Raw genomic sequence first — 21,917 nt, 5'->3', positions numbered from 1 at the left:
ATCGAAAACGATACTTGTAGTCTCAATAATGCGCAAGTATGACAAAATTGGAGGGGATGGCTGCGCTATTGTGCGAAGCCTAAGTCTATTCGTCGACAAGAGGAGCAAAGCGGATGCAGATGACCACCGAGGAAGCCTTCGTCAAAGTCCTTCAGCGCCATGGCATCCGTCATGCGTTCGGGATCATCGGCTCCGCCATGATGCCAATTTCGGATCTGTTCCCGCAGGCGGGGATAACGTTCTGGGATTGTGCCCATGAAGGGAGCGCCGGGATGATGGCCGACGGCTACACCCGCGCCACCGGGAAGATGTCGATGATGATTGCGCAGAACGGTCCGGGAATCACCAATTTCGTCACCGCCGTCAAAACCGCCTATTGGAACCATACCCCGCTTCTCCTCGTCACGCCGCAGGCCGCGAACAAGACGATCGGGCAGGGCGGGTTCCAGGAAGTGGAGCAGATGAAGCTCTTCGAAGACATGGTTGCCTATCAGGAAGAACTTCGGGATCCGACGCGTGTGGCGGAGGTTCTGACAAGGGTCATCAGCCAGGCGAAGCGACTATCGGGGCCGGCGCAAATCAACGTGCCAAGGGATATGTGGACACATGTGGTCGATATCGAGATCCCCGATCCGATCGAGTTTGAAGCCTCACCCGGCGGCGAGAACTCCGTCGCAGAGGCAGCGGATCTTCTCTCGGCGGCGACGAACCCGGTAATATTGAACGGTGCCGGTGTTGTGTTGTCGAAGGGAGGAATCGAGGCGTCCAGGGCGCTGGCCGAGCGGCTCTGTGCGCCGGTCTGCGTTGGCTACCAGCACAATGACGCGTTCCCTGGGAACCATCCCCTTTTTGTGGGCCCGCTGGGCTATAACGGCTCAAAGGCCGCTATGGAGTTGATCAAGGAGGCCGACGTCGTTCTCGCACTCGGCACGCGCCTCAACCCGTTTTCCACTCTACCAGGCTACGGCATGGAGTACTGGCCGGCCGGAGCTAAGGTGATCCAGGTCGACATCAACCCGGATCGGATCGGTTTGACGAAAAAGGTCACCGTCGGAATCGTGGGCGATGCCGCGAAGGTGGCGAAAGGTATTCTGGCACAGCTTGGCGACGATGCCGGCGATGCAAATCGTGAGGCGCGTAAAGCGAAGATTGCCGAAACGAAGTCTCGCTGGGCGCAGCAACTGGCCTCTATGGATCATGAGGATGACGACCCGGGGACGACATGGAACGAGCGCGCGCGAGCGGCCAAGCCCGATTGGATGAGCCCGCGAATGGCGTGGCGCGCAATTCAGGCGGCCTTGCCGCGCGAGGCGATCATCTCTTCAGATATCGGCAACAATTGCGCAATCGGCAACGCCTATCCGGATTTCGACGAGGGGCGAAAATATCTTGCCCCGGGTCTTTTCGGACCGTGTGGATATGGCCTTCCGGCGATCGTGGGTGCGAAGATCGGCTGCCCGGACGTGCCGGTGGTTGGTTTCTCTGGCGATGGCGCATTCGGTATCGCTGTGAACGAGCTTACGGCGATTGGCCGCGGTGAGTGGCCCCCCATCACGCAGATTGTTTTCCGTAACTATCAGTGGGGCGCTGAAAAGCGGAACTCGACCCTTTGGTTCGATGACAACTTCGTCGGTACAGAGCTTGACGAAGGCGTGTCCTACGCTGGGGTCGCGAAGGCCTGTGGCCTGCAAGGCGTCGTCGCGCGTACGATGGACGAACTGACGACCGCTTTGAACCAAGCGATCACCGACCAGATGAAGCATGGCAAAACCACACTTATCGAGGCGATGATCAACCAGGAGCTGGGTGAGCCGTTCCGGCGCGACGCGATGAAGAAGCCGGTGAAGGTCGCCGGGATCGACGCGGCCGATATGACCGACGCCTGATCGGTTGGCGGTGAGGGGCGCGACCGGCCGCGAGGTTCTGCTTGCCCTGAACGTGGGCAGCTCTTCGCTAAAATTCGCCATCGCGGCGGAGGGCGCGCCTGACACCCTGCTTCTGTCCGGAAACGCGGAGCGGATCGGGAGCGGGGCAGCGTTTCTGAAGGTGGCCGTGCCCGGAAGCGCAGCGCGGAAGACCGAACTGCCCGGAGCCGACCATGCCCGCGCGGTGCGTGCCGTCGCCGAGGCTGGGGAGGGCGCGCTGGGCGGTGCACGCGTGGTGGCGGTGGGGCACCGAATCGTTCATGGCGGGGTGGGCTTCACCGAACCTGTCCGGCTGGATGCCGATGCAATCCGCGCACTTGAGGCGCTGATACCGCTGGCACCCCTTCACCAGCCCATGGGCCTTCAGGGTGTGCGGGTGGCGCAGGCCCTGTTTCCAAGGGCCGTGCAGATCGGGTGTTTCGACACGGCGTTTCACGCCGATCAGCCCTGGGTTCAGGCGGCCTTTGCCCTGCCGCGTGCCTTCTATGATGCGGGCATCCGGCGGTACGGGTTTCACGGCCTGTCCTGCCAGTCGATCCGGCGGACGCTTCTGGCCGAGGGCTATCCGGTGGAGGCGCGCCGGGTCGTGATCGCGCATCTGGGCAACGGATGCTCGGTGACGGCGATGCACGGAGGTGTCGGGGTTGCGAGCAGCATGGGGTTTTCGACGCTCGACGGGCTGACCATGGGGACGCGCACCGGGCGGATCGACCCCGGCGTGCTGATCCACCTTTTGCGCGAGGGCTATGCGATGCCCGATCTGGAGGACCTTCTGTACCGGAAATCCGGGCTTCTGGGCCTGTCGGGGCTGTCGAACGACATGCGCGATCTTCTGGCCTCGGAGGCGCCCGCGGCGGCGGATGCGGTGGCGCATTTCGTGGCGCGGGCCGTAGAGGAGATCTGCCGGCTGGCCGGTGTGATGGGCGGGCTTGACGCGGTCGTCTTCTGTGGCGGGATTGGGGAAAATGCGGGCGTGATCCGGGACAGGATTGCGGATGGCATCGCGTTTCTGGGGGTGCCAGAATTGCTGGTGCGGGAGACTCGCGAGGAGCATGAGATCCTGCTGGCGGCACAGGAGACTACCGCGCGTTAGAAGAACGCGCCCGGTCTTGGGCTCGTCCGCGCGTCAGTCGGGGAGGTAGCCCGCGACGACCTGGAGAAGCTTGAACGCCGTGGCAGCGTCGTTCTCGATAACCGCGAGAAGTTCCTCCTTGCCGATCCGCAGACAGGTGATGTCGGTTTCGGCGAAGAGCGACTTGGTGCGAGGGACGTTGCGGATCACGCCAAGCTCGCCGATGAGCGTGCCAGGGCCGACTTTAACGAGGAGTTCGTCCTGCCCCTCCTTGGTGCGCGAATAAACCCCCGCCTCGCCCTCGGTCAGCATGAAGGCGCCGTCGGTCGGGTCGTCACCCTGGTAGAATACAACGTCGCCGGCCTCTGCGTGATACCACTTTGAGCCGAAGGCCAGTAGGCGGAGCTGCTTTTGGGAAAGGCCCGAGAATAGCATTGATTGCTGCAACGCGCGGGTCTTGCGGACAATGTCGGCGGATGCTGCGCGGTCCTCTTTCACTTCTTCCGGGGCGTCGCGGGTTAGCAACCGACCGTCGCGGATCTCGATGAAGTGGTCGAACGCATCGGGCTGTTCGATCTTTTCGTCGATGTAGATGACGGTGGTGTCGGTGAGCGTCTTGCGGAGGCTTAAGTAGAGCTTTGCGCGGGTGCGATCGTCATAGCTCGAGAGCGCGCGGTCGAGGATCAGAAGGTCGGGTTTCTTGATAGTGGCGCGGGTCAGCGAGAGTGGTTCGACAAAGGCTGCGGGAAGGTTTTGGCCGCCTAGGGTAACGGGGAAGTCGTAGACGAGATTGGTCACAAGGGGTTCGGCACCTTCCGCGACGAGGATGTCGGCGATCAGGCGCTTGATCTCGTCGGCGCGTGCGCCGGCATTTCCGCTAATCTTACCGAAAAGAGCGTTCTCGAGCACGCTGAGCCCCGGTGCGAAGGCCGCGGGATCGATAGGAGCGAAAAGATCCGCCATCGTTTCGCGCAGCTGCCCGGAATGGGTGCGGCGCAGATCCAGAATGCGGGCCTTGAGGTCGTCGGAGAAAGACGGGCCGATCTGTTCGGCGGAGGTGGCGAAGGGGACAGACAGAAGCGTGGCTAGTTCACCGTCGGCAAGGGTCTGTGTCGCGTCTTCGCCGTACCTGTCGATCAGTTTGAGGGCGGCCTCGTAGGTTTTCGTTTCCAACCCGAGCTTCTGGAACAGGGGGTGGTCGGTACCGTCATGCCCGAAGATCCCGCGGAGCATCTCGAGCACGTCGCGGGTGAGATCAATGAGGGTCTTGTCGATCCCCAGATCGCGAAGGGCGGAGAGGAACGTCTCCTGCTCCGCGATGATTTCCTGGTTGATCGGACGCGTCGGCGTGGAGAAAAGCAAATTCTCGGCCACCGGCATAGCCGGGTTGTAGCGGTCTGGGTCGAAGCGATGGACATGCTTCGCGAGGCCGACCTTATCGATCGCCTCGCGGATCTTCGGGCGGAGGGAGACGAGACGCTCGGCCAGTTCGTGATGATCCGCGGCCGAGAATTTCTGCTCGATGACGCGGCGGAAGAGGGTCGTGCCCGCACCGATGTCGCGGATGAGCTTGAGGCCCCATTCGCGAAGCTCCTCTGGTGTGTGAAGCCCGGCAGCCGAAGGGTCGAGCCAGACGGCATCAGCCGGGTCCGGGCTGTTTCCAGACTTGAGCGTTTCCGTGTAGAACGCGTCATCCGGCGTATCGCCATGGGGCCGTGTCAGCATTGGCATCATAACGTTGTCGCCAAATGTGCCCTGGAACATGATAGGTCTGGAACTAGCCAGCCCGATGCGCGACGCGATGATGGATTGGTGCAGCGAGGAAAGCTTGTGGCCGGAGATCGTCACCTCGCCGCTGGAGGGGAGGATTTCCCGTGTGAGAACGCCGGCGAGGGCGCGGCGGTCTTCTTCGTTTGGCGCCTGGATGCCGGTGATGCCGCGACCTGGAATGTGCGCGGTTACCCCGTCGAGGATGACGTTGCCGTCGCCGTCGCGGATCGTGAGGTCGTTCAGCGTGACGTCGCCATGGAGCCGCGGATTTTCTTCCGGCTCGCCCTCCAGAAGCTTTTCGTTCAGCATGCCCTGGGGTGCGAAACGTTCGGTGATTACGTTCCAGCGCAGCGACATGTCCTGGGTGGTGTTGTAGAAAGTCAGCAGCTCTTTCCACGGGTCGGAGAGATCCTTGTAGGCAGCGAGCGCGGCGACCAGCGCCCCGAGCGTGACCTGACCGCCAAGTACGAGGATACCGCCGACAAGGTAGTAGAAGAACGGCGTCAGCTGGGTGATGAAGTTGTTCAAGAACTTCATGAAAAACTTCTTCTTGTAGATCTCGAACCGGATCAGGAAGAGCCGCCCCAGCTGGCGGGAAAAGAGGGCCTGGCGGAAGCGCCAGCCGCCGTTGGTGCGCAAGGTCGAAGCCCCCGCGGCCCCCTCGCCGATCTGGGCGGCGAGGATGCGCACCTCCTGAATCCGCTTCTTGTTCAACAGGTTGATCTGTTTCTGTAGCCTCGGAATAATGATCGCCTGCACAGGGATGAGCGCGATCGCCGTGAGGCCGAACCAGAAGCTTTGAAAAAAGAGAAAGGTCAGGATCGTCAGCATCTGGCCTAGTTGCAGCACCGGCTGGCTAATCGCGTCGCCCATGAGGCCGCCCAAAGGCTCGCTTTCGGCAGTGACCATAGACACAACCTCGCCCTGGCTCACACGCTCGAAGTATGGTTGCGGAAACCGGAGGATGCGGGTGATCAGCTGATAGCGGAAGCGGCGCAGCATACGCTCGGCCAGCACGCCCTTCATTGTGTTGACGCGCATCTTGAGGAGGCCAAGGATCGTTACGGCCAGGAGAAAGACGATGCAGAGCGCGGCGAGGAACGTTATCTCGTCAAACCGATATCCGAAGAATTCTCTGACCTGGTTGGCGCCTGCGATGGCGTCGTTGATGATCCGTTTTGGGAGTTCGAGCGTCAGGTACTGAAGCGGAAAGAGCGAAAGGGTGACGGCCAGAAGGATGATCTGGTCGGTCTTGGAGTACTTCCATATGAAGTGGAAAATGGAACGTTCGATGGGTCGATGTCCGTCTCAAAAAGCCTTCTGGAGAACTTTGGTAAACTGATTAACCAATACAATCGGCGGACATAGGGCACGTTAGGCTACGCGACCTTTTTTGCCAACGTCGCTGCCCGGCGTGCCGGCCCAGGCCCTTTAACCTTACGTTATCTTTCGTGCTTTGCGAAGGCGTGATGCTGCAATTTAATCCAGATCCCAAAGACTGTCATCGCGCTGTCGTCCGCGAAGCATCTCTTGATGTCGCGGCGACAGGGTGACAGGAGGCCCATTGTTCGCCGCGCGTTTCGCAAAACCAGCTTAGCATCTAACTAACGATCAGTTTTTTCGCCGCAGCAGGTCGTTGGGCTATCGCTTGCATGAGCGCGATCTAAGGTGGATATGTATCGCACATGCGTATGACACCACAAAAAGAGGTTTCAAGTGTTTCACAGGTGCTCTGCGTTTATCGGTAGATGAAGCAGCGCCCCAGGACCGCGGACGGCGGCAGGGCTTGTTCCGTGAGCCCGTCGAAGTACATCCGGTCGCTTGAGACGATGACGCCGCCCGGTGCCAGCAGAGGTTCCACCAGCGGCGAGATCATGCGGGCGAAGGCGTCGTTCTTATCGAGGTTGTGCCCGCCGAGGTCGGCGTGGATGAGGCAGGCGCCGGGAGCGAAGCGGCCGAGCGCCGCCGGGAGCGTCTCACGCACATCGCCCAAGACCAGGCGGTCTTCCGGGGGCGTGCTGTCGGGATGCGAGGCGACGGCGCGCTCGAAGACGAAGATCTCCCGGTCAGGCAAGATCTGGATCATGTGGTGATAGGTGCGCCCGTTGCCGAGGCCCAGTTCGAAGACCGGGCCGGGGATGTCGCGGATCAGACCAGCGGCGTGATCCAGGCAGGCGCGCTGCGAGACCATGCGGTCGATGAAGAGATCCAATCGGCTCATGGGGCACCCCTTTACTAGTCGGCCGGGCCTTTGGAGCATGACGGGGGCGGCACCGCAACAGCGTCGCGATCCACTTGACATTGAAAGCGCGGGTCGGCGACGAGGGGAGCGGACAGGGGGCGGTGCGTGAGAAAGCGGATCAGGAAAGCGATCAGGAAGCTGAAGTCGGGCCGGCCGGGGCGAGCCCTGCATGCGCTTGTCACGCCGCACCACAGCGAGACGCGGATCGAGTCGGCGCGGGCGCGGGTTGCGGCGCATCTGACCCATGTGCACGGGGGCCGCGTGGCCCATGGGCCGTTCAGGGGCATGGTGCTACCCGAGACGACGTCCTGGGGGCGGCATGACGTGTCGGGCAAGATCCTTGGAACCTATGAGCAGCATGTGGTGGATCTTTTGGAGGCGTGGCGGTCGGAGGACGGTCTGTTGATCGATCTGGGTGCGGCGGACGGCTATTTCGCCGTGGGCGCGCTCCGGGCGGGGTTCTTCGGCAGGGCGCTGTGCTTCGAGATGTCCGAGAAGGGCCGGCGGGCGCTTGCCGCCGCTGCAGAGATCAACGGTGTGCGCGAGCGCGTCAGGATCGAGGGGGAAGCGACGGAGGCCGCGCTCCTTGCAGCCGTGCCGGAGGGGGCGCGGGGTACGGTTCTGTGCGACATCGAGGGGGCGGAGTTTTCGCTATTGACGGAAACGGTGCTTGAGCGCTTGTCGGGCATGAGCATTATCGTGGAACTCCATGATTTCCTTTTCGAAGGAGGGCGTGAGGCGCTTGGGTCTCGGGCGGCGGCATGGTTCGATTTGGCGATCGTTCGGGCGGGACCGGTCGATCCTGGAGCCTTCACCGAACTTGACGGGTTCGACGACGATCACCGCCTTCTGGCCTTCAGCGAGGGACGCGAAGTGATGACCGAGTGGATGGTGCTGACGCCCAAGGGGCGGGCGTGAAGGGGCGGCGGGTTGCGTTTTACGCGCCCCTGAAGCCTCCGAGCCACCCTGCGCCTTCGGGAGAGCGCGAGATGGCGCGGCTTTTGATGGCCGCACTCGAGGCGGCGGGATACGCGGCTTCGCTTGTGTCGGATCTAAGGGTTTATCTGAAGGACTCCGAGGATCACGGCCGCCATGCCGCCCTTCATGCCGCCGCGGGGGCCGAGCGGGCGCGGATCGAACGCGCGTGGGCGCGGGAGGGGAAGCCGGATCTGTGGCTGTCCTATCACCCCTACTACAAGTCGCCCGACCTTCTTGGCCCGCCGCTTTGCCGGGCGCATGGTGTGCCCTGGGTGACGGTCGAGGCCTCGCAATCGGCGCGGCGCTCGGTCGGGGCTTGGGCGGAGTTCCAGGCGCAGGCGCTTGATGCGGCGCGCGGGGCGGCGGTGAACGTTGCGCTGACGGCGCGGGACGAGGAGGGCCTTCACGAGATCGATCCAGACTTACGGGTGGCGCGGTTGGCGCCGTTCATCGATGCGCGCGCCTTTCTGGACGTGCGGCCTGCGCCCGAGCCTGGACACTTGGTGGCGGTTGCGATGATGCGGGCGGGTGACAAGGCGCGGAGCTTTGCAGTTTTGGCCGGCGCGATGCGGGCGCTGGGCGACCGCGGCCTGCGGCTGACGATCGTTGGCGACGGGCCGGCGCGGAGCGAGATAGAGGCATTGTTTCAGGGGGTTACGGGCACTTCCTTTACCGGACAACTGGATCGGGCGGGGGTGTGCGAGATGCTGTCGCGGACGTCAGTGTTTGCCTGGCCGGGATGCGGGGAGGCGTTCGGGATCGCCTATCTCGAGGCCGCGGCCGCCGGGGTGCCGGTGGCGGCGCTGAGAACCGCCGGGGTGCCGGAGGTGGTGGCCGATGGCGAAACCGGGCTTCTGGCCGATGATAGCACGGAATTCGCGGAGGTCCTGGGGCGGCTTTTCGAGGACGCGACGCTGCGATCGCAGCTGGCCGAAGGGGCACGGACGCGGGTGAGGGCGCGGCACGATCTGCCTGCGGCGGCGGAGCGGCTGTCTGCGATCCTCGATCGGTGGGTCTGGGGCTGAGCGGTTGCGGTCGGCGCGGAATTCGGGTTCCAAGGCCCCCGGACCGGAAAGGAGCAGCAGATGAGCCGATTGGACAGCGTGATCCGCCGACTTGTGGCGCAGCGCGATATCCTCAACCACGTGGCCGCCGTCCTCGGGGTGCCGGAGACCGGTGCGATCCTAGAGATCGGGCTTGGAAACGGGCGGACCTACAGCCATTTGCGCGAGCTGTTCCCAGGGCGGCGGATCGTGGCTTTCGACCGGGCACTGGCGGCGCACAAGTCGTCGGTGCCGGACGAGGGCGACCTGGTCCTGGGCGAGATCGCGGAAACCGCGCAGGGGTTTGTTGGCGGCGCGGCGGCGTTGGCGCATGCCGATATCGGGACGGCCTATGACGAGATCGACGCGGCCACGGTGATCTGGCTGGCGCCGCTGATGGCGGGGGTGCTGGCCGAAGGCGGGATCGCGGTGTCGGGCCTGCCGCTGAAGGATGCGCGGCTCGCGCCCCTGCCGGTGCCCGAGGGGATCGCGCCGGATCGGTATTTCCTGTACCGGAGGGTGGTTGGCGGTGGGTGATCCGAAGGCTCCCCTGTTCCTGATGCGGCACGGGGAGACGGTGTTCAACGCGGAGGGCCGGTACCAGGGGGGATCCGATTCCCGGCTGACCGAGGCAGGCCGCGGGCATGCGCGGGTCGTGGGCGAGATGCTGGCCGAAGTGCTGGGTGACGCGCCGGTGCGGCTGGTGGTCAGTCCGCAGGGCCGCGCGATGGAGACCGCGGAAATCGCGCAATCCGTGCTGCCGACCTGTGTTGGGCTGGAGGTGGATGCGCGTTTCCGAGAGGTGAGCATGGGGGCGTGGGACGGGCATACGCGGGCGGAAATCGCGGCGCGATGGCCCGATGCGCGGGCCGGTCGGCCGGGGCGTACCTGGATCTTCCACGGACCCGGTGGTGAGAGCCTGGATGACATGGTGGCGCGGCTCGATCCCGCGCTGCAGGATGTCGCGGCGCGGGCTGATTGCGCGCATGTGCTTATCTCGCACGGGCTGGCGGGCCGGATCCTCCGTGCGCTGCATGCCGAGATGCCGCTTGAGGTGATGCTGGAAGAGGACGCTCCGCAGGACGCGGCCTATGCGCTGGAGCCGGGCGGGTCGGTGCGGCTTATGGAGACCGCGGCCTATCGGGTGCGGATGCGCGGGATTTAGCCCCAGGGTTTCCAGGGGGCGAGGACGGGCGGTGAACCTTCGTCCGCGAGGCGCTGGAGGGCGGCGTCGACCGACGAACGATCACCGGTCAGGGGCGGGGACGAGAGGCGCGCATCGAGGATCGTCATGGGTCCCATGCGGGCGGCAAGGGTAAAGACGAGCGGCCCCGTGACCCACCAAGCGGGACCCTTGGGGAGGCGGCGGATCACCTCTGGCAGATGCGCGATCAGCTGGCGGAAGACCGGGTGGTCTGGCGGTGTCGCGATCACCGAGTTGTTGAGAAACGGGCTGCCGGTGCCGGTGCGGCGGGGTGTCGCCTCGGCGATGGCAGAGAGGCCGCGGGCAGGGAGCGCCGCGGAGAGCGGTGCGCCGGGCACCGGCATCCAGTCGCAATCGAGGTAGACGCCGCCCGAGTGAGCAAGAAGATGGTAGCGTGCAACATCAACGGCACCGGGCAAATCGTCGCGGTGCCGCATGTGGCGCCATGCCGAGTCTTCCGTCACGCCGATTCTCTCAAGCGCTGCCTCGTCCCACAACCGATAATCCCAGCCCCAGGCGCCGGCCTCCGCCGCCCAGGCCTTGGTGGTTTCGGGGGGCGGGCCTCCGACCCAGATCTGGTGGAGCGTCCGGGGAATCGGCGCATCCTGCGCCGCGACGTATTTAGATCTGGAAAAAGCGTTTTCCGTGAAGATACTTAGAATCTGTTCCTCGGGTGGGATGAGTCTATATTGAAGCGCGAATTTCCGATCTTCGTCGCCGCGCGCCTTGGCGAGTTTCAGCCATGCCGACTGAAGCCGACGGGGCATTCCCATCGCCGTCAGAGGCCCGAGCGCGGTGCCGGGGTCCGTCTGCGCGATCTCACGCAAGGCATCTTCGGCGGCCTCAAGTCTACCTTCGGCGATCAGCACGCTTGCCGTATTCAACTTTGTCCGTAGACTAGGCGGAACGGTCATGGGGGTCTCCGGGGAAGTAAACTTGTATCATCGCCGAACACTAGATGGCGTCAATCGCTCATGCATGTCCCTGAGCGAATGGGTCGTATGACCGGAATGAAAACGCTGATCGCGACGGAAGGGCGGGACATTCTGAGGGTCGAGGACCTTAGGGTGACGTTCCCCTTGTTGAGGGGTGAGTTCGAGGCGGTCTGCGGCGCAAGCCTGCGTGTGCTGCCTGGGAAAGTGACCGCACTTGTGGGAGAATCCGGCTCTGGCAAGACCGTGACAAGCCAGACGGTTCTTGGGCTTCAGACGACCGGTGCGAAAGTCACCGGCCAAATTCTTTTCGACGAAGGCCATGGCGAACCGCCCGTGGACTTGTTGTCGCTGCCCCATGACGGGCGCGCAATTCGGGCGATCCGGGGCAACCGGATCGGGACGATCTTTCAGGAGCCGATGACCTCGTTCTCGCCGCTCCACACGATCGGCGACCAGATCTCGGAAGTACTGCGGATCCACAAGCCGATGTCGAAGACGGATATTCACGCCCGCTGTGTGAAGATGCTGGGCCGTGTTGGGTTCGAGGACCCCGAGCGGGTGTTCGACATGTACCCGTTCGAGCTTTCGGGCGGGATGCGTCAGCGGGCAATGATCGCGATGGCGCTGATCTGTGATCCAGCGCTGTTAATCGCCGACGAGCCGACCACGGCGCTGGACGTTACGATCCAGGCCCAGATTCTTCTTCTGCTAAAGGAGTTGCAGGAAGAGTTCGGGATGGCGATCCTGCTGATCACCCACGACCTCGGGGTGGTGGCGGAGATCGCCGACGAGGTCGTGGTCATGTACAATGGCCGGGTGATGGAGGCGGGGCCAGTTGAGGCGATTTTCCGGAACCCGGGACATGTCTACCTGAAGGGCTTGCTGAGCGCGATCCCGACCTTCGACACCGAGCGGGATACGCGCCTGAAGCCCTTGCGGGAGATCCCGGTGGAGAATGCCGACCGGCTGCGCGACCTCGTGGCGCCACCGCATATGCGTGGCGGCGAGAAGCAGCAAACGCCAATCCTGACGGTGAAGAACCTTTCAAAGACCTTCACCCAGAAATCGCAGTCGTGGTTCTTCAAGAAGGCGGATGCGGGGACACCCGCGGTGGATGACGTAAGTTTCGAGATCTATCCAGGCGAGTGCCTGGGGCTGGTGGGTGAAAGTGGGTCGGGCAAGACCACGGTCGGCAAGATGATCCTGCGCGCCGTCGAGGCCGACGCGGGATCGGTCACATTCGACAACGGGACGGGGCCGATCGATGTTCTGGGCGCCAGTGGCGAGACGCTGGACGGGCTCCGGACACAGATGCAGATGATCTTTCAGGATCCGATATCGTCGCTTTCGCCAAGGATGACCGTGGGCTCGATCCTAAACGAGCCACTGGACATTCACGAGCGCGGGACACCGGAGGAACGGCGCGAGACGGTTTCGGCCCTTCTCAAGGCGATCGGGCTGGAGGAAAGCGCGGCCTCGCGCTATCCGCACAGCTTTTCCGGCGGTCAGCGACAGCGGATCGGGATCGCGCGGGCGCTGACGCTGGCGCCGGAACTGATCGTCTGCGACGAAGTGAGCTCGGCGCTCGACGTATCTGTGCAGGCGCAGGTTCTGAACCTTCTCAAAGACTTGCAGCGGGAGCTTGATCTGTCCTACCTGTTCATCTCTCACGATCTGGCGGTGATCAACTACATGGCCGACCGGATCGCGGTGATGTGGCAGGGCCGGCTTGTCGAGATCGGGCCGAGCCAGGCGATTCTGCGAGACCCCGCGCATCCCTATACCCGTGCGCTTCTTTCGGCGGTGCCGCATCCCGACCCCGATCACAAGATGGATATCTCGCGGGCCGGGACATCGGCGACGGAGGCGAGCCAGCTTTGGCCCGATGCCTTCGTCGAGCGGCCCGGCGAGCGGCTTCAGCTGATCGATATCGGTGAAGGTCACCAGGTACGAATGAGGGCGGACAATCAATTGGAGGCGAAGGCAGGATGAAACGATTAACGCGGCGCGAGACTTTGGGGCTTTTGTCGGCGGGAGTGACCTTTGGGGCGGCGCCGGCGTTCGGGCTGAGCGGCCCGCCATTCCTAACAGACGCGATCATGGCGGGCGACATGCCGGAGATGAGCGCGCGGCTGCCGAAGGTGCCGCGGGTGATCGACACCGCCGCGCTGGGCGGGGTGCCGGGGCGCTATGGCGGCGAGGTGCGCATGCTGGTGGGGAGCCAGAAGGATGTGCGCGTGATGCCGATCTTAGGCTATTCTCGGCTTGTGGGATATGACCGCGAATTCAATTTCGTACCCGACATCCTTCAGGAGTTCGACGTTCAAGAAGGTCGAATCTTTACGTTCGTCCTGCGCGAAGGACACCGCTGGTCGGACGGCACGCCCTTTACCACCGAAGACCTGCGCTATTCGTTTGAAGACGTGATGATGCATGGCGAGCTGCCGGGCGTGCCGCTGGAGATGAAGCCGGACGAGGAGATCCCGACCGTCGAGGTGATCGACGAGGTGACGATCCGCTACAGCTGGACGGTGGCAAACCCGGAATTCCTGCCGAGCCTTGCGGCCCCGGTGCCGCCGCGGATCGTGTTGCCGGCGGCGTATATGAAGCAATTCCATCAAGCATATCAGGACCAGGCGACACTTGATGCCCATGTCGTGGAACAGCGCGTGGATCACTGGAGGGCGCTCCACACCAAGATGTCGCGACAGAACCGGCCGGAAAATCCCGATCTGCCGACGCTTGAGCCCTGGCGGCCGCGCACCGCGCCGCCTGCACAGCAGTACGTATTTGAGCGGAACCCGTATTTCCACAGGGTCGACGAGCGTGGGCAGCAACTGCCTTACGTCGACCGATACCTTCTGAATGTCAGCTCCTACGAAGTCATTCCGGCCAAGGTGGCGGCGGGCGACGCCGATCTACAGTACCGGACAATCACCTTCGGGCATTATACCGTGCTGAAGGAGGCCGAGAAGCGGCATCCGGTGAAGGTCTCATTATGGCGGCAAAGCGCCGGGTCGCGGCTGGCGCTCTATCCGAATATGACTTGCGCCGATCCGGTCTGGCGGACGATGTTCCAGGATGTGCGGGTCAGGCGTGCCCTGTCGCTTGCGATCGACCGCGACGAGCTGAACCAGGCGCTGTTCTTCGGACTGTGCCAGAAAAGCGCGAACACGGTCTTGCCGGAAAGCCCGCTTTACAAGCCGGAATACGCAAGATCCTATGTTGACTACGACCCGGATCAGGCCAACAGACTTCTCGATGAAGCCGGGTTTACGGCGGCTGGTGCGGACGGTTTGCGGAAGTTGCCGGACGGGAATGTCGCCGGCATTCTGATCGAGACCGCCGGCGAAAGCTCGCTCGAAACTGATGCGCTCGAACTCGTGGGCGATCACTTCCGGCGGGTGGGGATCGAGCTTTGGACCCGGTCCTCGCAGCGGGATATCTTCCGCAGCCGGGTTCTGGCGGGCGAGGTCGTGATGTCGATCTGGGCTGGTCTCGACAACGGCGTGCCAAGTGCAGACATGTCCCCGAGAGAACTGGCCCCAACGACCGACGATCAGCTGCAATGGCCGATCTGGGGGGTGAACTACCTTTCCAGTGGCGCGCAGGGAGAGGCGCCGACGCTGCCCGAAGTGCAGCGGCTGGTCGAGTTGATGAACGCATGGAAGGTTTCGGAAAGCAAGGATCAGCGTGAGGCGATCTGGGCCGAGATGCTGCAGATCCATGCCGATCAAGTCTTTTCGATCGGCACGGTGAACCAGGCGCCTCAACCAATCCTGCACGCGGCTGACCTCAGAAACATCCCTGAAAGCGGCCTGTTCGGATATCATCCGACGTCGAACCTCGGCATCTACAACCCCGACCAGTTCTGGCTAGACCGCGAAGACACCTCCAATGGTTAGCTATGTCATCCGGCGGACCCTTATCATGGTTCCGACCCTGATCTTCATCTCGATGCTCGTGTTTGCGATCATCGAGTTGCCGCCGGGCGACTATTTTGAAAGCTACGTGCAGGAGCTGCGAGTTCTAGGCGAAAGCGCGGACCTTCAGGAAATCGAGGAGTTGAAGGCGCGCTACGGCTTCGACAACCCGCTTCCGATCCGCTATCTGCATTGGGCCTGGGGCTTGTTGCAGGGCGATTTCGGTTATTCGTTCGACTACCGGATGCCGGTGAACGATGTGGTGGGTGACCGGCTCTACCTGACGATCATTGTGTCGTTCTTCACGATCATCTTCACCTGGATCGTGGCGTTTCCCATAGGGCTTTACTCCGCCACGCATCAGTACAGCTGGGGTGATTACGGGTTGACCTTCCTGGGGCTTCTCGGGATCGCGATCCCGCAATTCATGCTGGCCATCATCATGATGTATTTCGCCAATATCTGGTTCGGGACCTCGATCGGGAGCCTAATGGACGCCGAGTTCGTGGGCGAGCCGATGAGCTGGCCGAAGTTCTGGTCGGTCGTCGAACACATGTGGATTCCGGTGGTGATAATCGGGACGGGCGGCACCGCGGCGATGATCCGGCGTCTGCGGGCGAACCTTCTGGACGAACTCAGGAAGCAATACGTGGTAACCGCGCGGGCCAAGGGCCTGTCGCCCCGCAGGGTGGTCTGGAAATACCCGCTCAGGATGGCGCTGAACTTCTTCATCGCCGATATCGGGTCGCTGCTTCCGGCGATAATTTCGGGCGCCGAGATCACCGCGATCGTCCTGTCGCTCGAGACCACGGGGCCGATGCTGATCCGGGCGCTCCAGGCGCAGGATATGTATCTTGCCGGTTCATTCCTGATGTTCCTAGCGTTCCTGACGGTGATCGGGGTGCTGATTTCGGACATTGCACTTGGCATACTAGACCCAAGGATCCGGCTTGACGGGGGGTCGCGGAAATGAGCCAGCCCCTGCCGGTGCCGGGTGCGCCGCTCAAGCACTATGTCTCGGACCTCCCTTTCGAGCCGCAAGCGGAGGCGAGTGGGGCCGGTGCGGAACTGGGGCGCGCCTCGCAGAAGCGGATCATGTGGCTCAAGTTCAAGCGCCACAAGGTCGCGATGGTGTCGCTTTTTTTCCTCGCGTTCATGTATGGGTCGCTCTTGATCACCGAGTTTCTGGCACCCTATGGGCTTGAGACCCGGGACCTCGACTTCATCTATGCGCCGCCGCAGCAGATCCACCTGTTCCATGAGGGCGAGTTCGTGGGGCCGTTCGTCTACGGGCAGAACATGACCCTCGACATGGCGACGTTGCGACGGGTCTATGAGGATGATCTGACGGATGTGCAGAAGCTCCGGTTCTTCTGCCGGGGCGACCCCTATGAATTCTGGGGAATGATCCCTGGCGACCTGCATCTGGTCTGTCCGGCCGAAGACGGGCGGTTTTCGCCGCTTGGCACCGATCGGCTGGGGCGCGATGTGCTGTCACGTATCCTTTACGGTGCGCGGATATCGCTGACCATCGGTCTTCTTGGGACGGCGGTGAGCTTTGCGCTGGGCATCATCATGGGCGGCATTGCAGGATATCGGGGCGGGGCCTTCGACATGTTTGTGCAGCGGCTGAACGAGGTGCTGCAGTCGATCCCATCGATCCCGCTCTGGATGTCGCTGGCCGCGATTATCCCAGTGTCCTGGAGCCCCATCCTCGTCTACCTCGGGATCACGGTGATCCTAGGGATGCTGGACTGGACGGGGCAGGCGCGGGCCGTTAGATCGAAGCTTTTCGCCCTGCGGGAAGAGGATTACATCACTGCAGCCGAGATAATGGGCGCCCCGGCCCGTCGGATCATCGGGCGGCACCTGATCCCGGGGGTCATGTCGCACCTGATCGCGAGCGCGAGCCTCAGTATCCCAGCGATGATTCTAGGAGAAACGGCGCTCACCTTCCTTGGGCTGGGTCTGCGTCCGCCGATTACCAGCTGGGGTATTCTTCTCACCGAGGCTCGCGGCATAGAAGTCATAGTTCTCTATCCTTGGCTGCTCTGGCCTATGCTTCCCATCGTCCTGGTGGTACTGGCGTTCAACTTCTTGGGGGATGGTTTGCGTGATGCGGTGGACCCGTACCGATGACTGACGCGGCAGGTGATAATGGGGCGACCCAACGGTCGTACGCAAATGCGCGCATCCTGATCTATAGCCACGACACGTTCGGTCTGGGCCATCTCAGACGGTGCCGGGAGATCGCGCATGCTCTTGTCGAGGCGTACAGTGGAGTGTCGGTACTGATCATTTCCGGGGCGACGATCGCCGGGGCGTTCGACTATCGCAGCCGCGTGGATTTCGTGAAAATCCCGAGTGTGATCAAGCTTCGCAACGGAGAATACACCTCGCTTGAGCAGCATATTCCTCTTGCTGATACGCTGAATATGCGCCGCACGATCATCAAGCATACGGCCGAGACCTTCAAACCCGATATCTTCATCGTGGATAAAGAGCCGGTTGGGCTGCGCGGGGAGATTGAGGATACGCTTCAGATGTTGCAAGCAGCGGGCACCCGTCTTGTGCTCGGTCTTCGCGAAGTAATGGATGCGCCACGTCTCCTGGTGCGAGAATGGAACGATGCGGGCACCATGGAAAAAGTGCAGCGCTACTACGACACAATCTGGGTCTACGGCCCGCACGGGTTCAATGACCCACTGAAGGGGCTGCAGGTACCACAATCTGTTCAGAAGCGAATGCGCTATACCGGGTTCCTTCGTCGGCAGGCACGTGAGTTTGCGCCAGCTCGTCTCGGGGGAGCGGACTTCGACGATTATATTCTCGTTACCACCGGTGGCGGAGGAGATGGTGAAGCTGTGATCCGCCAGGTTCTTTCGGCCTATGCATCTGCGAGGGGGCCAATGCCGCCTGCATTGGTGACACTAGGGCCCTACCTGCCGTCAAAGGCGCGCGAGGAGTTGAAGGCGATCGGCGGCACGCTCGATGCGGTGCAGATGATCGATTTCGACAACCGGCTGGAGGACTTGGTGGCCGGGTCGTCGGCAGTGGTAGGCATGGCGGGGTACAACACCTTCTGCGAGATCCTGTCATTTGACCGTCCCTCACTGCTTTTGCCTCGCACCCAACCGCGAGAGGAACAGCTGATCAGGGCACAGCGGGCGTCTGCTCTGGGCCTTGCAACGATGCTATTGCCCGAGCAGGCTGGGGACCCGGAAGTCTTGGCCGAGGCGCTTCGAGCGTTGCCTGGCCGGCCGCGTCCTTCGCAATCGGGAACAAGCATGGCTGATCTCGGCGGGCAGGCCAGGATCGTGGCGGATGTGGGCGAGTGGCTCAAGGTCGACGCCTCGCCGAATGCCGCTGCGGCGAATGGGTGAGCCTTCGCACGAAGGTAATAGCGCGACGGCCGGTGCACATGATGGCAGGCGGTATCTTATCGTTGTAAAAGGCTATCCGCGTGTATCGGAAACCTTCGTCGCGCAGGAAATACTGGGGCTTCAGGAGGCGGGGCTCAATCTCGAAATCGTTTCACTCAGGCGCCCTTATGATGCGATTACCCAGCCAATCCATGATCAGATTCACGCGCCGGTGCTCTATCTACCGGAAAGCTTTCGAGAAGCGCCGCGCCGGATACTAAACGCAATCTTCTCGACACTCCGGAAGGAAGGGTTCTGGCGTGCGCTGCGTCTCTTCGTGCGTGATATTCGGCGAGACGGCACGAGGGACAGATGGCTGCGTTTTGCGCAGGCGCTCGTTTTGGCGGCCGAGCGTCCAGTGGCTGACGGAGCCTACATCTATGCCCACTTCGCCCACACCCCTGCGTCTGTCGCACGTTATGCAGCCGCAGTTCTGGGAGTACCATTCTCGATTTCGGCGCATGCCAAGGACATCTGGACGTCGCCGGATTGGGAACTCGCAGAGAAACTCGTGGATGCGCGCTGGACTGTGACCTGCACGCAGGTGGGGCTTGAGCGGCTTAGGCGCCTGGCACCAGATGCGGTGGTTCACCTCTGCTATCACGGCCTAGATCTCGATCGGTTCGGTGTGCGAGCAGCGCCGCGCCCACCGCGCGACGGCAATGACCCGGAAGATCCGGTGAGGATTTTGAGCGTCGGACGCGCGGTCCCGAAGAAAGGGTATGACACGATCCTTGCAGCATTGGCCGCATTGCCGTCCGATCTCAATTGGCGGTTCGAACATATTGGGCGAGGGCCGGAACTTGCCCGGCTTAAGGCCGAGGCCGATGGCCTGGGTCTTGGCCGATGTATCACGTGGTCGGGTCAGCAGGGACAGGAAGAGGTGCTAAAGGCGCTCCGGCGCGCCGATCTCTTCGTACTGGCGAGCCAGGCAGGGGCGGATAGCGACCGGGACGGATTACCCAACGTCCTGCTCGAGGCGTCCAGCCAGAGGCTCACATCCGTCGCAACCGCTTTTTCCGCCATTCCCGAACTCATCGAGGATAACGTGACGGGTTGTCTCGTGCCGACCGGCGATGCCGAAGCACTTAGCGCGGCCTTGGAACGATGTGCCCGCGATCCGGATATGAGGGCACGGCTTGGCGCGGCAGCGGAGTTGCGGGTACGCACTGCTTTCGATGCGCGTCCGGGTATTGCGCGGCTCGTGAAGCTTCTCGAAACGTGAGCGCCTGAGCAGTAACCTTTCAGCGCTGATAGTATTCGCGAAACCACTTCACGAAGGCGCGTATCCCGTTGCGTATATCTGTTTCCGGGCGGTAGCCGGTCAGGTTCTGCAAAAGCTCTGCATTGGCCCAGGTGGCCGGAACGTCCCCAGGCTGCATATCCATGTAGTTGCGCTTGGCTTCGATTCCGAGTTCGTCCTCGATTGCCGTGATGAAATCGAGAAGCCGCACCTTGTCGGAGTTTCCGATATTCACAACACGGAATGGCGCGACGGGGGAAAGACTGTCGTAAGTGGCGATATCCGAGGGATCCGTGGGTCGTTCCGGCACCGCGTCGATAAGCAGGCGAATTCCCTGCACCAGATCATCGACGAAGGTGAAGTCGCGGTACATCTCGCCGTGGTTATAAATGTCTATCGGGCGGCCATCGAGGATCGCGTCCACGAACTTGAACAGGGCAAGATCAGGCCGGCCCCATGGCCCGTACACCGTGAAAAAGCGGAACATGGTCGTCGGAAGATCCCATAGATGGGCATAGGAATGCGCCATCGCTTCGTTCGCCTTCTTCGTGGCGGCATAGATCGTAAGCTGTGTATCGGCCTTGTCGGTTTCGCGGAAAGGCATGTCCTCGTTCGCGCCGTAAACCGAGGAGGTCGATGCCATGAGCAGATGGCGAACTTTCAGTTCACGCGCTGCCTCCATCACGTTGAACGTGCCAATCACGTTACTATCGAGATAGGCCCTCGGGTTTTCGAGGGAATAACGCACCCCGGCCTGTGCGGCGAGGTGGACGATCACGTCTGGCGCGAACTCTTCGGCAGTGCGCATGACGAGCTCTGCCTCTTCCAGCATGCCCTCGGTGGCGCTGAAGCCCTCGTTCTGAAGCAGGATGGCGTGGCGCCGCTGCTTCAGCGTCACGTCGTAGTAGTCGGTCATCCCGTCAAAGCCATGGACGCGCATGCCTTCGGACAGAAGCAGCCGGGCGAGGTGGAAGCCGATAAAGCCGGCCGTGCCAGTAATGAGGACGCGTGTCATTTGACCTTGCGAAGCTTTTGAATGCCTTCAAAGCCTTACAGGCAATGGTGGCATCTGGCCAGCGGCTCAGCCGAGAAGAATGCCTTCTTCACGCAGGAAGCGTTTGTAGTCGATGCGGGGCAGGCGGTGAGGATTTGTGCCGATGTCGCTTGGCCCAGGAACGGTTGTGTAGGCAATTGGATGACCTGCCGCAGCCACGCGGGCGGGCGCCGCTTCACCCACATGGACAATATCGCCATAGGGATAGGCGAAGGGGAGGTCATGCCAGCCGAACGTGTCGGCAAAATACGCGCGGGCCATCTCGATTTCGTGATCAAGCTCGTCCGCGGGCAACATCGAGAGTGTGCGGTGGCTCATACCATGCGAACCAATGGTCCAGCCTGCCGAGCGAAGGTCACGAAGCTCGTCTTCCGTCATGGTCTGAAACGAGGATCGGCCTGCGGCATACGCGTGGATTGCGCCCCGCCCGACCCGGAGCCGTTCGAGAACCTCGGCGTGGCCTGCCGCCCGGTCAATCTCTGGGATGGCTTTCAAATGTTTCTTGACCGATTTCATCGCTTTCACCCGCGCCTTCTCGCTGGCGAAATAGAGGGGGGCGTCGAGGAAAGAGAATGCGGCCTCTTGCTGATCTGTGATCCGGAAGGCGATTTCGAGCTCAAGAAAATGAAAGAGTGTCCCCGGAGGGTTGCCGATGACCGGCGGGTTTATGAATGCGACGGCATCGAGGTTCCGTTCTCTCAGAACGGGTAGAACGTAATCATAGACCCCGCGAAACCCGTCATCGAAGCTGAGCGCCAGGGCACGCGAGGCCGCCTCACCCTCTCTGAGCAGGGTCTCGTAGACACTATAGGAAATCAGTTCAAACTGTTCAGACACCCGATCGAGAAACGCCTCAAATTCCGCGACAGAGATACGCGAACACTTCTCGTCAAACGCATCAATCGGACCAGGCACCACGTTATGCAGACATATCAGATGCATGGCGGGCTCATTGGTCTGGGCAATCTCTGCTGTTAGAGGTGAAACTGGGATTCGCAGGGTGTGGAGAACGTCTTGGACCGGTTCGTTGCATAAACACAAGATCGCGCTTCTCGTCGAGGCTCCGGATGTTGAGGGTGGCATACAATCTGCTGCGCACCGACATG

17 protein-coding genes are annotated in these 21,917 nt (G+C 62.2%); 12 read left to right on the top strand and 5 right to left on the bottom strand.

Annotated features, from left to right (window positions below):
• Positions 1-113 precede the first annotated feature (113 nt).
• A complete protein-coding gene (gene xsc, locus RXV90_RS15155; protein ID WP_316649677.1) occupies positions 114-1,886 on the top strand; it encodes a sulfoacetaldehyde acetyltransferase in 1,773 nt (590 codons plus the stop codon).
• A gap of 10 nt (positions 1,887-1,896) precedes the next feature.
• Entirely contained in the window at positions 1,897-3,018 is a 1,122-nt protein-coding gene (locus tag RXV90_RS15150; protein WP_316649676.1) for an acetate/propionate family kinase, read from the top strand.
• 33 nt (positions 3,019-3,051) lie between these two features.
• On the opposite strand, the gene RXV90_RS15145 is transcribed toward RXV90_RS15150, so the two are convergent.
• Positions 3,052-6,048, bottom strand: coding sequence for a cyclic nucleotide-binding domain-containing protein (locus RXV90_RS15145; RefSeq protein WP_458646493.1), 2,997 nt, complete (start codon positions 6,046-6,048; stop codon positions 3,052-3,054).
• A gap of 457 nt (positions 6,049-6,505) precedes the next feature.
• The gene (locus RXV90_RS15140; protein WP_316649675.1) at positions 6,506-6,988 is read right to left on the bottom strand and encodes a class I SAM-dependent methyltransferase; all 483 of its coding nucleotides are present in this window, start codon (positions 6,986-6,988) and stop codon (positions 6,506-6,508) included.
• Positions 6,989-7,114: 126 nt separating this feature from the next.
• On the opposite strand from RXV90_RS15140, the gene RXV90_RS15135 reads away from it, so the two are divergent.
• The 4 genes from RXV90_RS15135 to RXV90_RS15120 all read left to right on the top strand — a co-directional run bounded on the left by RXV90_RS15135 (position 7,115) and on the right by RXV90_RS15120 (position 10,195).
• Positions 7,115-7,927: a hypothetical protein gene (locus RXV90_RS15135; protein WP_316649674.1), complete on the top strand. Its 813-nt coding sequence runs from the start codon at positions 7,115-7,117 to the stop codon at positions 7,925-7,927.
• A gap of 71 nt (positions 7,928-7,998) precedes the next feature.
• Positions 7,999-9,012: a glycosyltransferase family 4 protein gene (locus tag RXV90_RS15130; RefSeq protein ID WP_316649673.1), complete on the top strand. Its 1,014-nt coding sequence runs from the start codon at positions 7,999-8,001 to the stop codon at positions 9,010-9,012.
• Positions 9,013-9,072: 60 nt separating this feature from the next.
• Positions 9,073-9,567, top strand: a complete 495-nt coding sequence (locus RXV90_RS15125; protein ID WP_316649671.1) for a class I SAM-dependent methyltransferase — start codon at positions 9,073-9,075, stop codon at positions 9,565-9,567.
• Positions 9,560-10,195, top strand: coding sequence for a histidine phosphatase family protein (locus RXV90_RS15120; RefSeq protein ID WP_316649670.1), 636 nt, complete (start codon positions 9,560-9,562; stop codon positions 10,193-10,195). Before RXV90_RS15125 ends, RXV90_RS15120 begins: the two co-directional genes overlap by 8 nt.
• Here RXV90_RS15120 and RXV90_RS15115 read toward each other — a convergent pair.
• Positions 10,192-11,148 (bottom strand): glycosyltransferase, encoded by a 957-nt coding sequence (locus RXV90_RS15115; RefSeq protein ID WP_316649669.1) that lies wholly within the window; start codon positions 11,146-11,148, stop codon positions 10,192-10,194. The two genes, RXV90_RS15120 and RXV90_RS15115, sit on opposite strands and share 4 nt — an antisense overlap.
• 87 nt (positions 11,149-11,235) lie before the next feature.
• Between RXV90_RS15115 and RXV90_RS15110 the strand changes: the two genes are divergently transcribed.
• From RXV90_RS15110 to RXV90_RS15085, 6 genes are read left to right on the top strand one after another with little or no spacing between them, the layout of a single operon-like run.
• Entirely contained in the window at positions 11,236-13,161 is a 1,926-nt protein-coding gene (locus RXV90_RS15110) for an ABC transporter ATP-binding protein (protein ID WP_316649668.1), read from the top strand.
• A complete protein-coding gene (locus RXV90_RS15105; protein ID WP_316649667.1) occupies positions 13,158-15,074 on the top strand; it encodes an ABC transporter substrate-binding protein in 1,917 nt (638 codons plus the stop codon). Before RXV90_RS15110 ends, RXV90_RS15105 begins: the two co-directional genes overlap by 4 nt.
• Positions 15,067-16,065: an ABC transporter permease gene (locus RXV90_RS15100; RefSeq protein ID WP_316649665.1), complete on the top strand. Its 999-nt coding sequence runs from the start codon at positions 15,067-15,069 to the stop codon at positions 16,063-16,065. The genes RXV90_RS15105 and RXV90_RS15100 overlap by 8 nt, the downstream gene beginning before the upstream one ends.
• Entirely contained in the window at positions 16,062-17,231 is a 1,170-nt protein-coding gene (locus RXV90_RS15095) for an ABC transporter permease (RefSeq protein WP_316649663.1), read from the top strand. The genes RXV90_RS15100 and RXV90_RS15095 overlap by 4 nt, the downstream gene beginning before the upstream one ends.
• Positions 17,228-18,475, top strand: coding sequence for a glycosyltransferase family protein (locus RXV90_RS15090; protein WP_316649662.1), 1,248 nt, complete (start codon positions 17,228-17,230; stop codon positions 18,473-18,475). The genes RXV90_RS15095 and RXV90_RS15090 overlap by 4 nt, the downstream gene beginning before the upstream one ends.
• Positions 18,468-19,739 carry a glycosyltransferase gene (locus tag RXV90_RS15085; RefSeq protein ID WP_316649660.1) on the top strand — a complete coding sequence of 424 codons (1,272 nt, stop codon included), beginning with the start codon at positions 18,468-18,470 and terminating at the stop codon, positions 19,737-19,739. The genes RXV90_RS15090 and RXV90_RS15085 overlap by 8 nt, the downstream gene beginning before the upstream one ends.
• A gap of 19 nt (positions 19,740-19,758) precedes the next feature.
• On the opposite strand, the gene RXV90_RS15080 is transcribed toward RXV90_RS15085, so the two are convergent.
• Both RXV90_RS15080 and RXV90_RS15075 read right to left on the bottom strand, forming a co-directional pair.
• Entirely contained in the window at positions 19,759-20,772 is a 1,014-nt protein-coding gene (locus RXV90_RS15080) for an NAD-dependent epimerase/dehydratase family protein (protein WP_316649658.1), read from the bottom strand.
• Positions 20,773-20,838: 66 nt separating this feature from the next.
• Positions 20,839-21,852, bottom strand: a complete 1,014-nt coding sequence (locus RXV90_RS15075) for a polysaccharide deacetylase family protein (RefSeq protein ID WP_316649657.1) — start codon at positions 21,850-21,852, stop codon at positions 20,839-20,841.
• Between the last annotated feature and the right edge of the window lie 65 nt (positions 21,853-21,917).

Source organism: Ovoidimarina sediminis (assembly GCF_032586175.1).
GTDB lineage: Bacteria > Pseudomonadota > Alphaproteobacteria > Rhodobacterales > Rhodobacteraceae > Ovoidimarina > Ovoidimarina sediminis.
This window is presented reverse-complemented; position numbering and strand designations above follow the sequence as displayed.

What these genes read in the sequence shown, in the direction of transcription:
- RXV90_RS15090 (WP_316649662.1), top strand. Translation starts at nt 17,228, where the DNA reads ATGACTGACGCGGCAGGTGATAATGGGGCGACCCAACGGTCGTACGCA.
- RXV90_RS15100 (WP_316649665.1), top strand. Translation starts at nt 15,067, where the DNA reads ATGGTTAGCTATGTCATCCGGCGGACCCTTATCATGGTTCCGACCCTG.
- RXV90_RS15095 (WP_316649663.1), top strand. Translation starts at nt 16,062, where the DNA reads ATGAGCCAGCCCCTGCCGGTGCCGGGTGCGCCGCTCAAGCACTATGTC.
- RXV90_RS15110 (WP_316649668.1), top strand. Translation starts at nt 11,236, where the DNA reads ATGACCGGAATGAAAACGCTGATCGCGACGGAAGGGCGGGACATTCTG.
- xsc (WP_316649677.1), top strand. Translation starts at nt 114, where the DNA reads ATGCAGATGACCACCGAGGAAGCCTTCGTCAAAGTCCTTCAGCGCCAT.
- RXV90_RS15080 (WP_316649658.1), bottom strand. Translation starts at nt 20,772, where the DNA reads ATGACACGCGTCCTCATTACTGGCACGGCCGGCTTTATCGGCTTCCAC.
- RXV90_RS15140 (WP_316649675.1), bottom strand. Translation starts at nt 6,988, where the DNA reads ATGAGCCGATTGGATCTCTTCATCGACCGCATGGTCTCGCAGCGCGCC.
- RXV90_RS15105 (WP_316649667.1), top strand. Translation starts at nt 13,158, where the DNA reads ATGAAACGATTAACGCGGCGCGAGACTTTGGGGCTTTTGTCGGCGGGA.
- RXV90_RS15115 (WP_316649669.1), bottom strand. Translation starts at nt 11,148, where the DNA reads ATGACCGTTCCGCCTAGTCTACGGACAAAGTTGAATACGGCAAGCGTG.
- RXV90_RS15125 (WP_316649671.1), top strand. Translation starts at nt 9,073, where the DNA reads ATGAGCCGATTGGACAGCGTGATCCGCCGACTTGTGGCGCAGCGCGAT.
- RXV90_RS15130 (WP_316649673.1), top strand. Translation starts at nt 7,999, where the DNA reads ATGGCGCGGCTTTTGATGGCCGCACTCGAGGCGGCGGGATACGCGGCT.
- RXV90_RS15085 (WP_316649660.1), top strand. Translation starts at nt 18,468, where the DNA reads ATGGGTGAGCCTTCGCACGAAGGTAATAGCGCGACGGCCGGTGCACAT.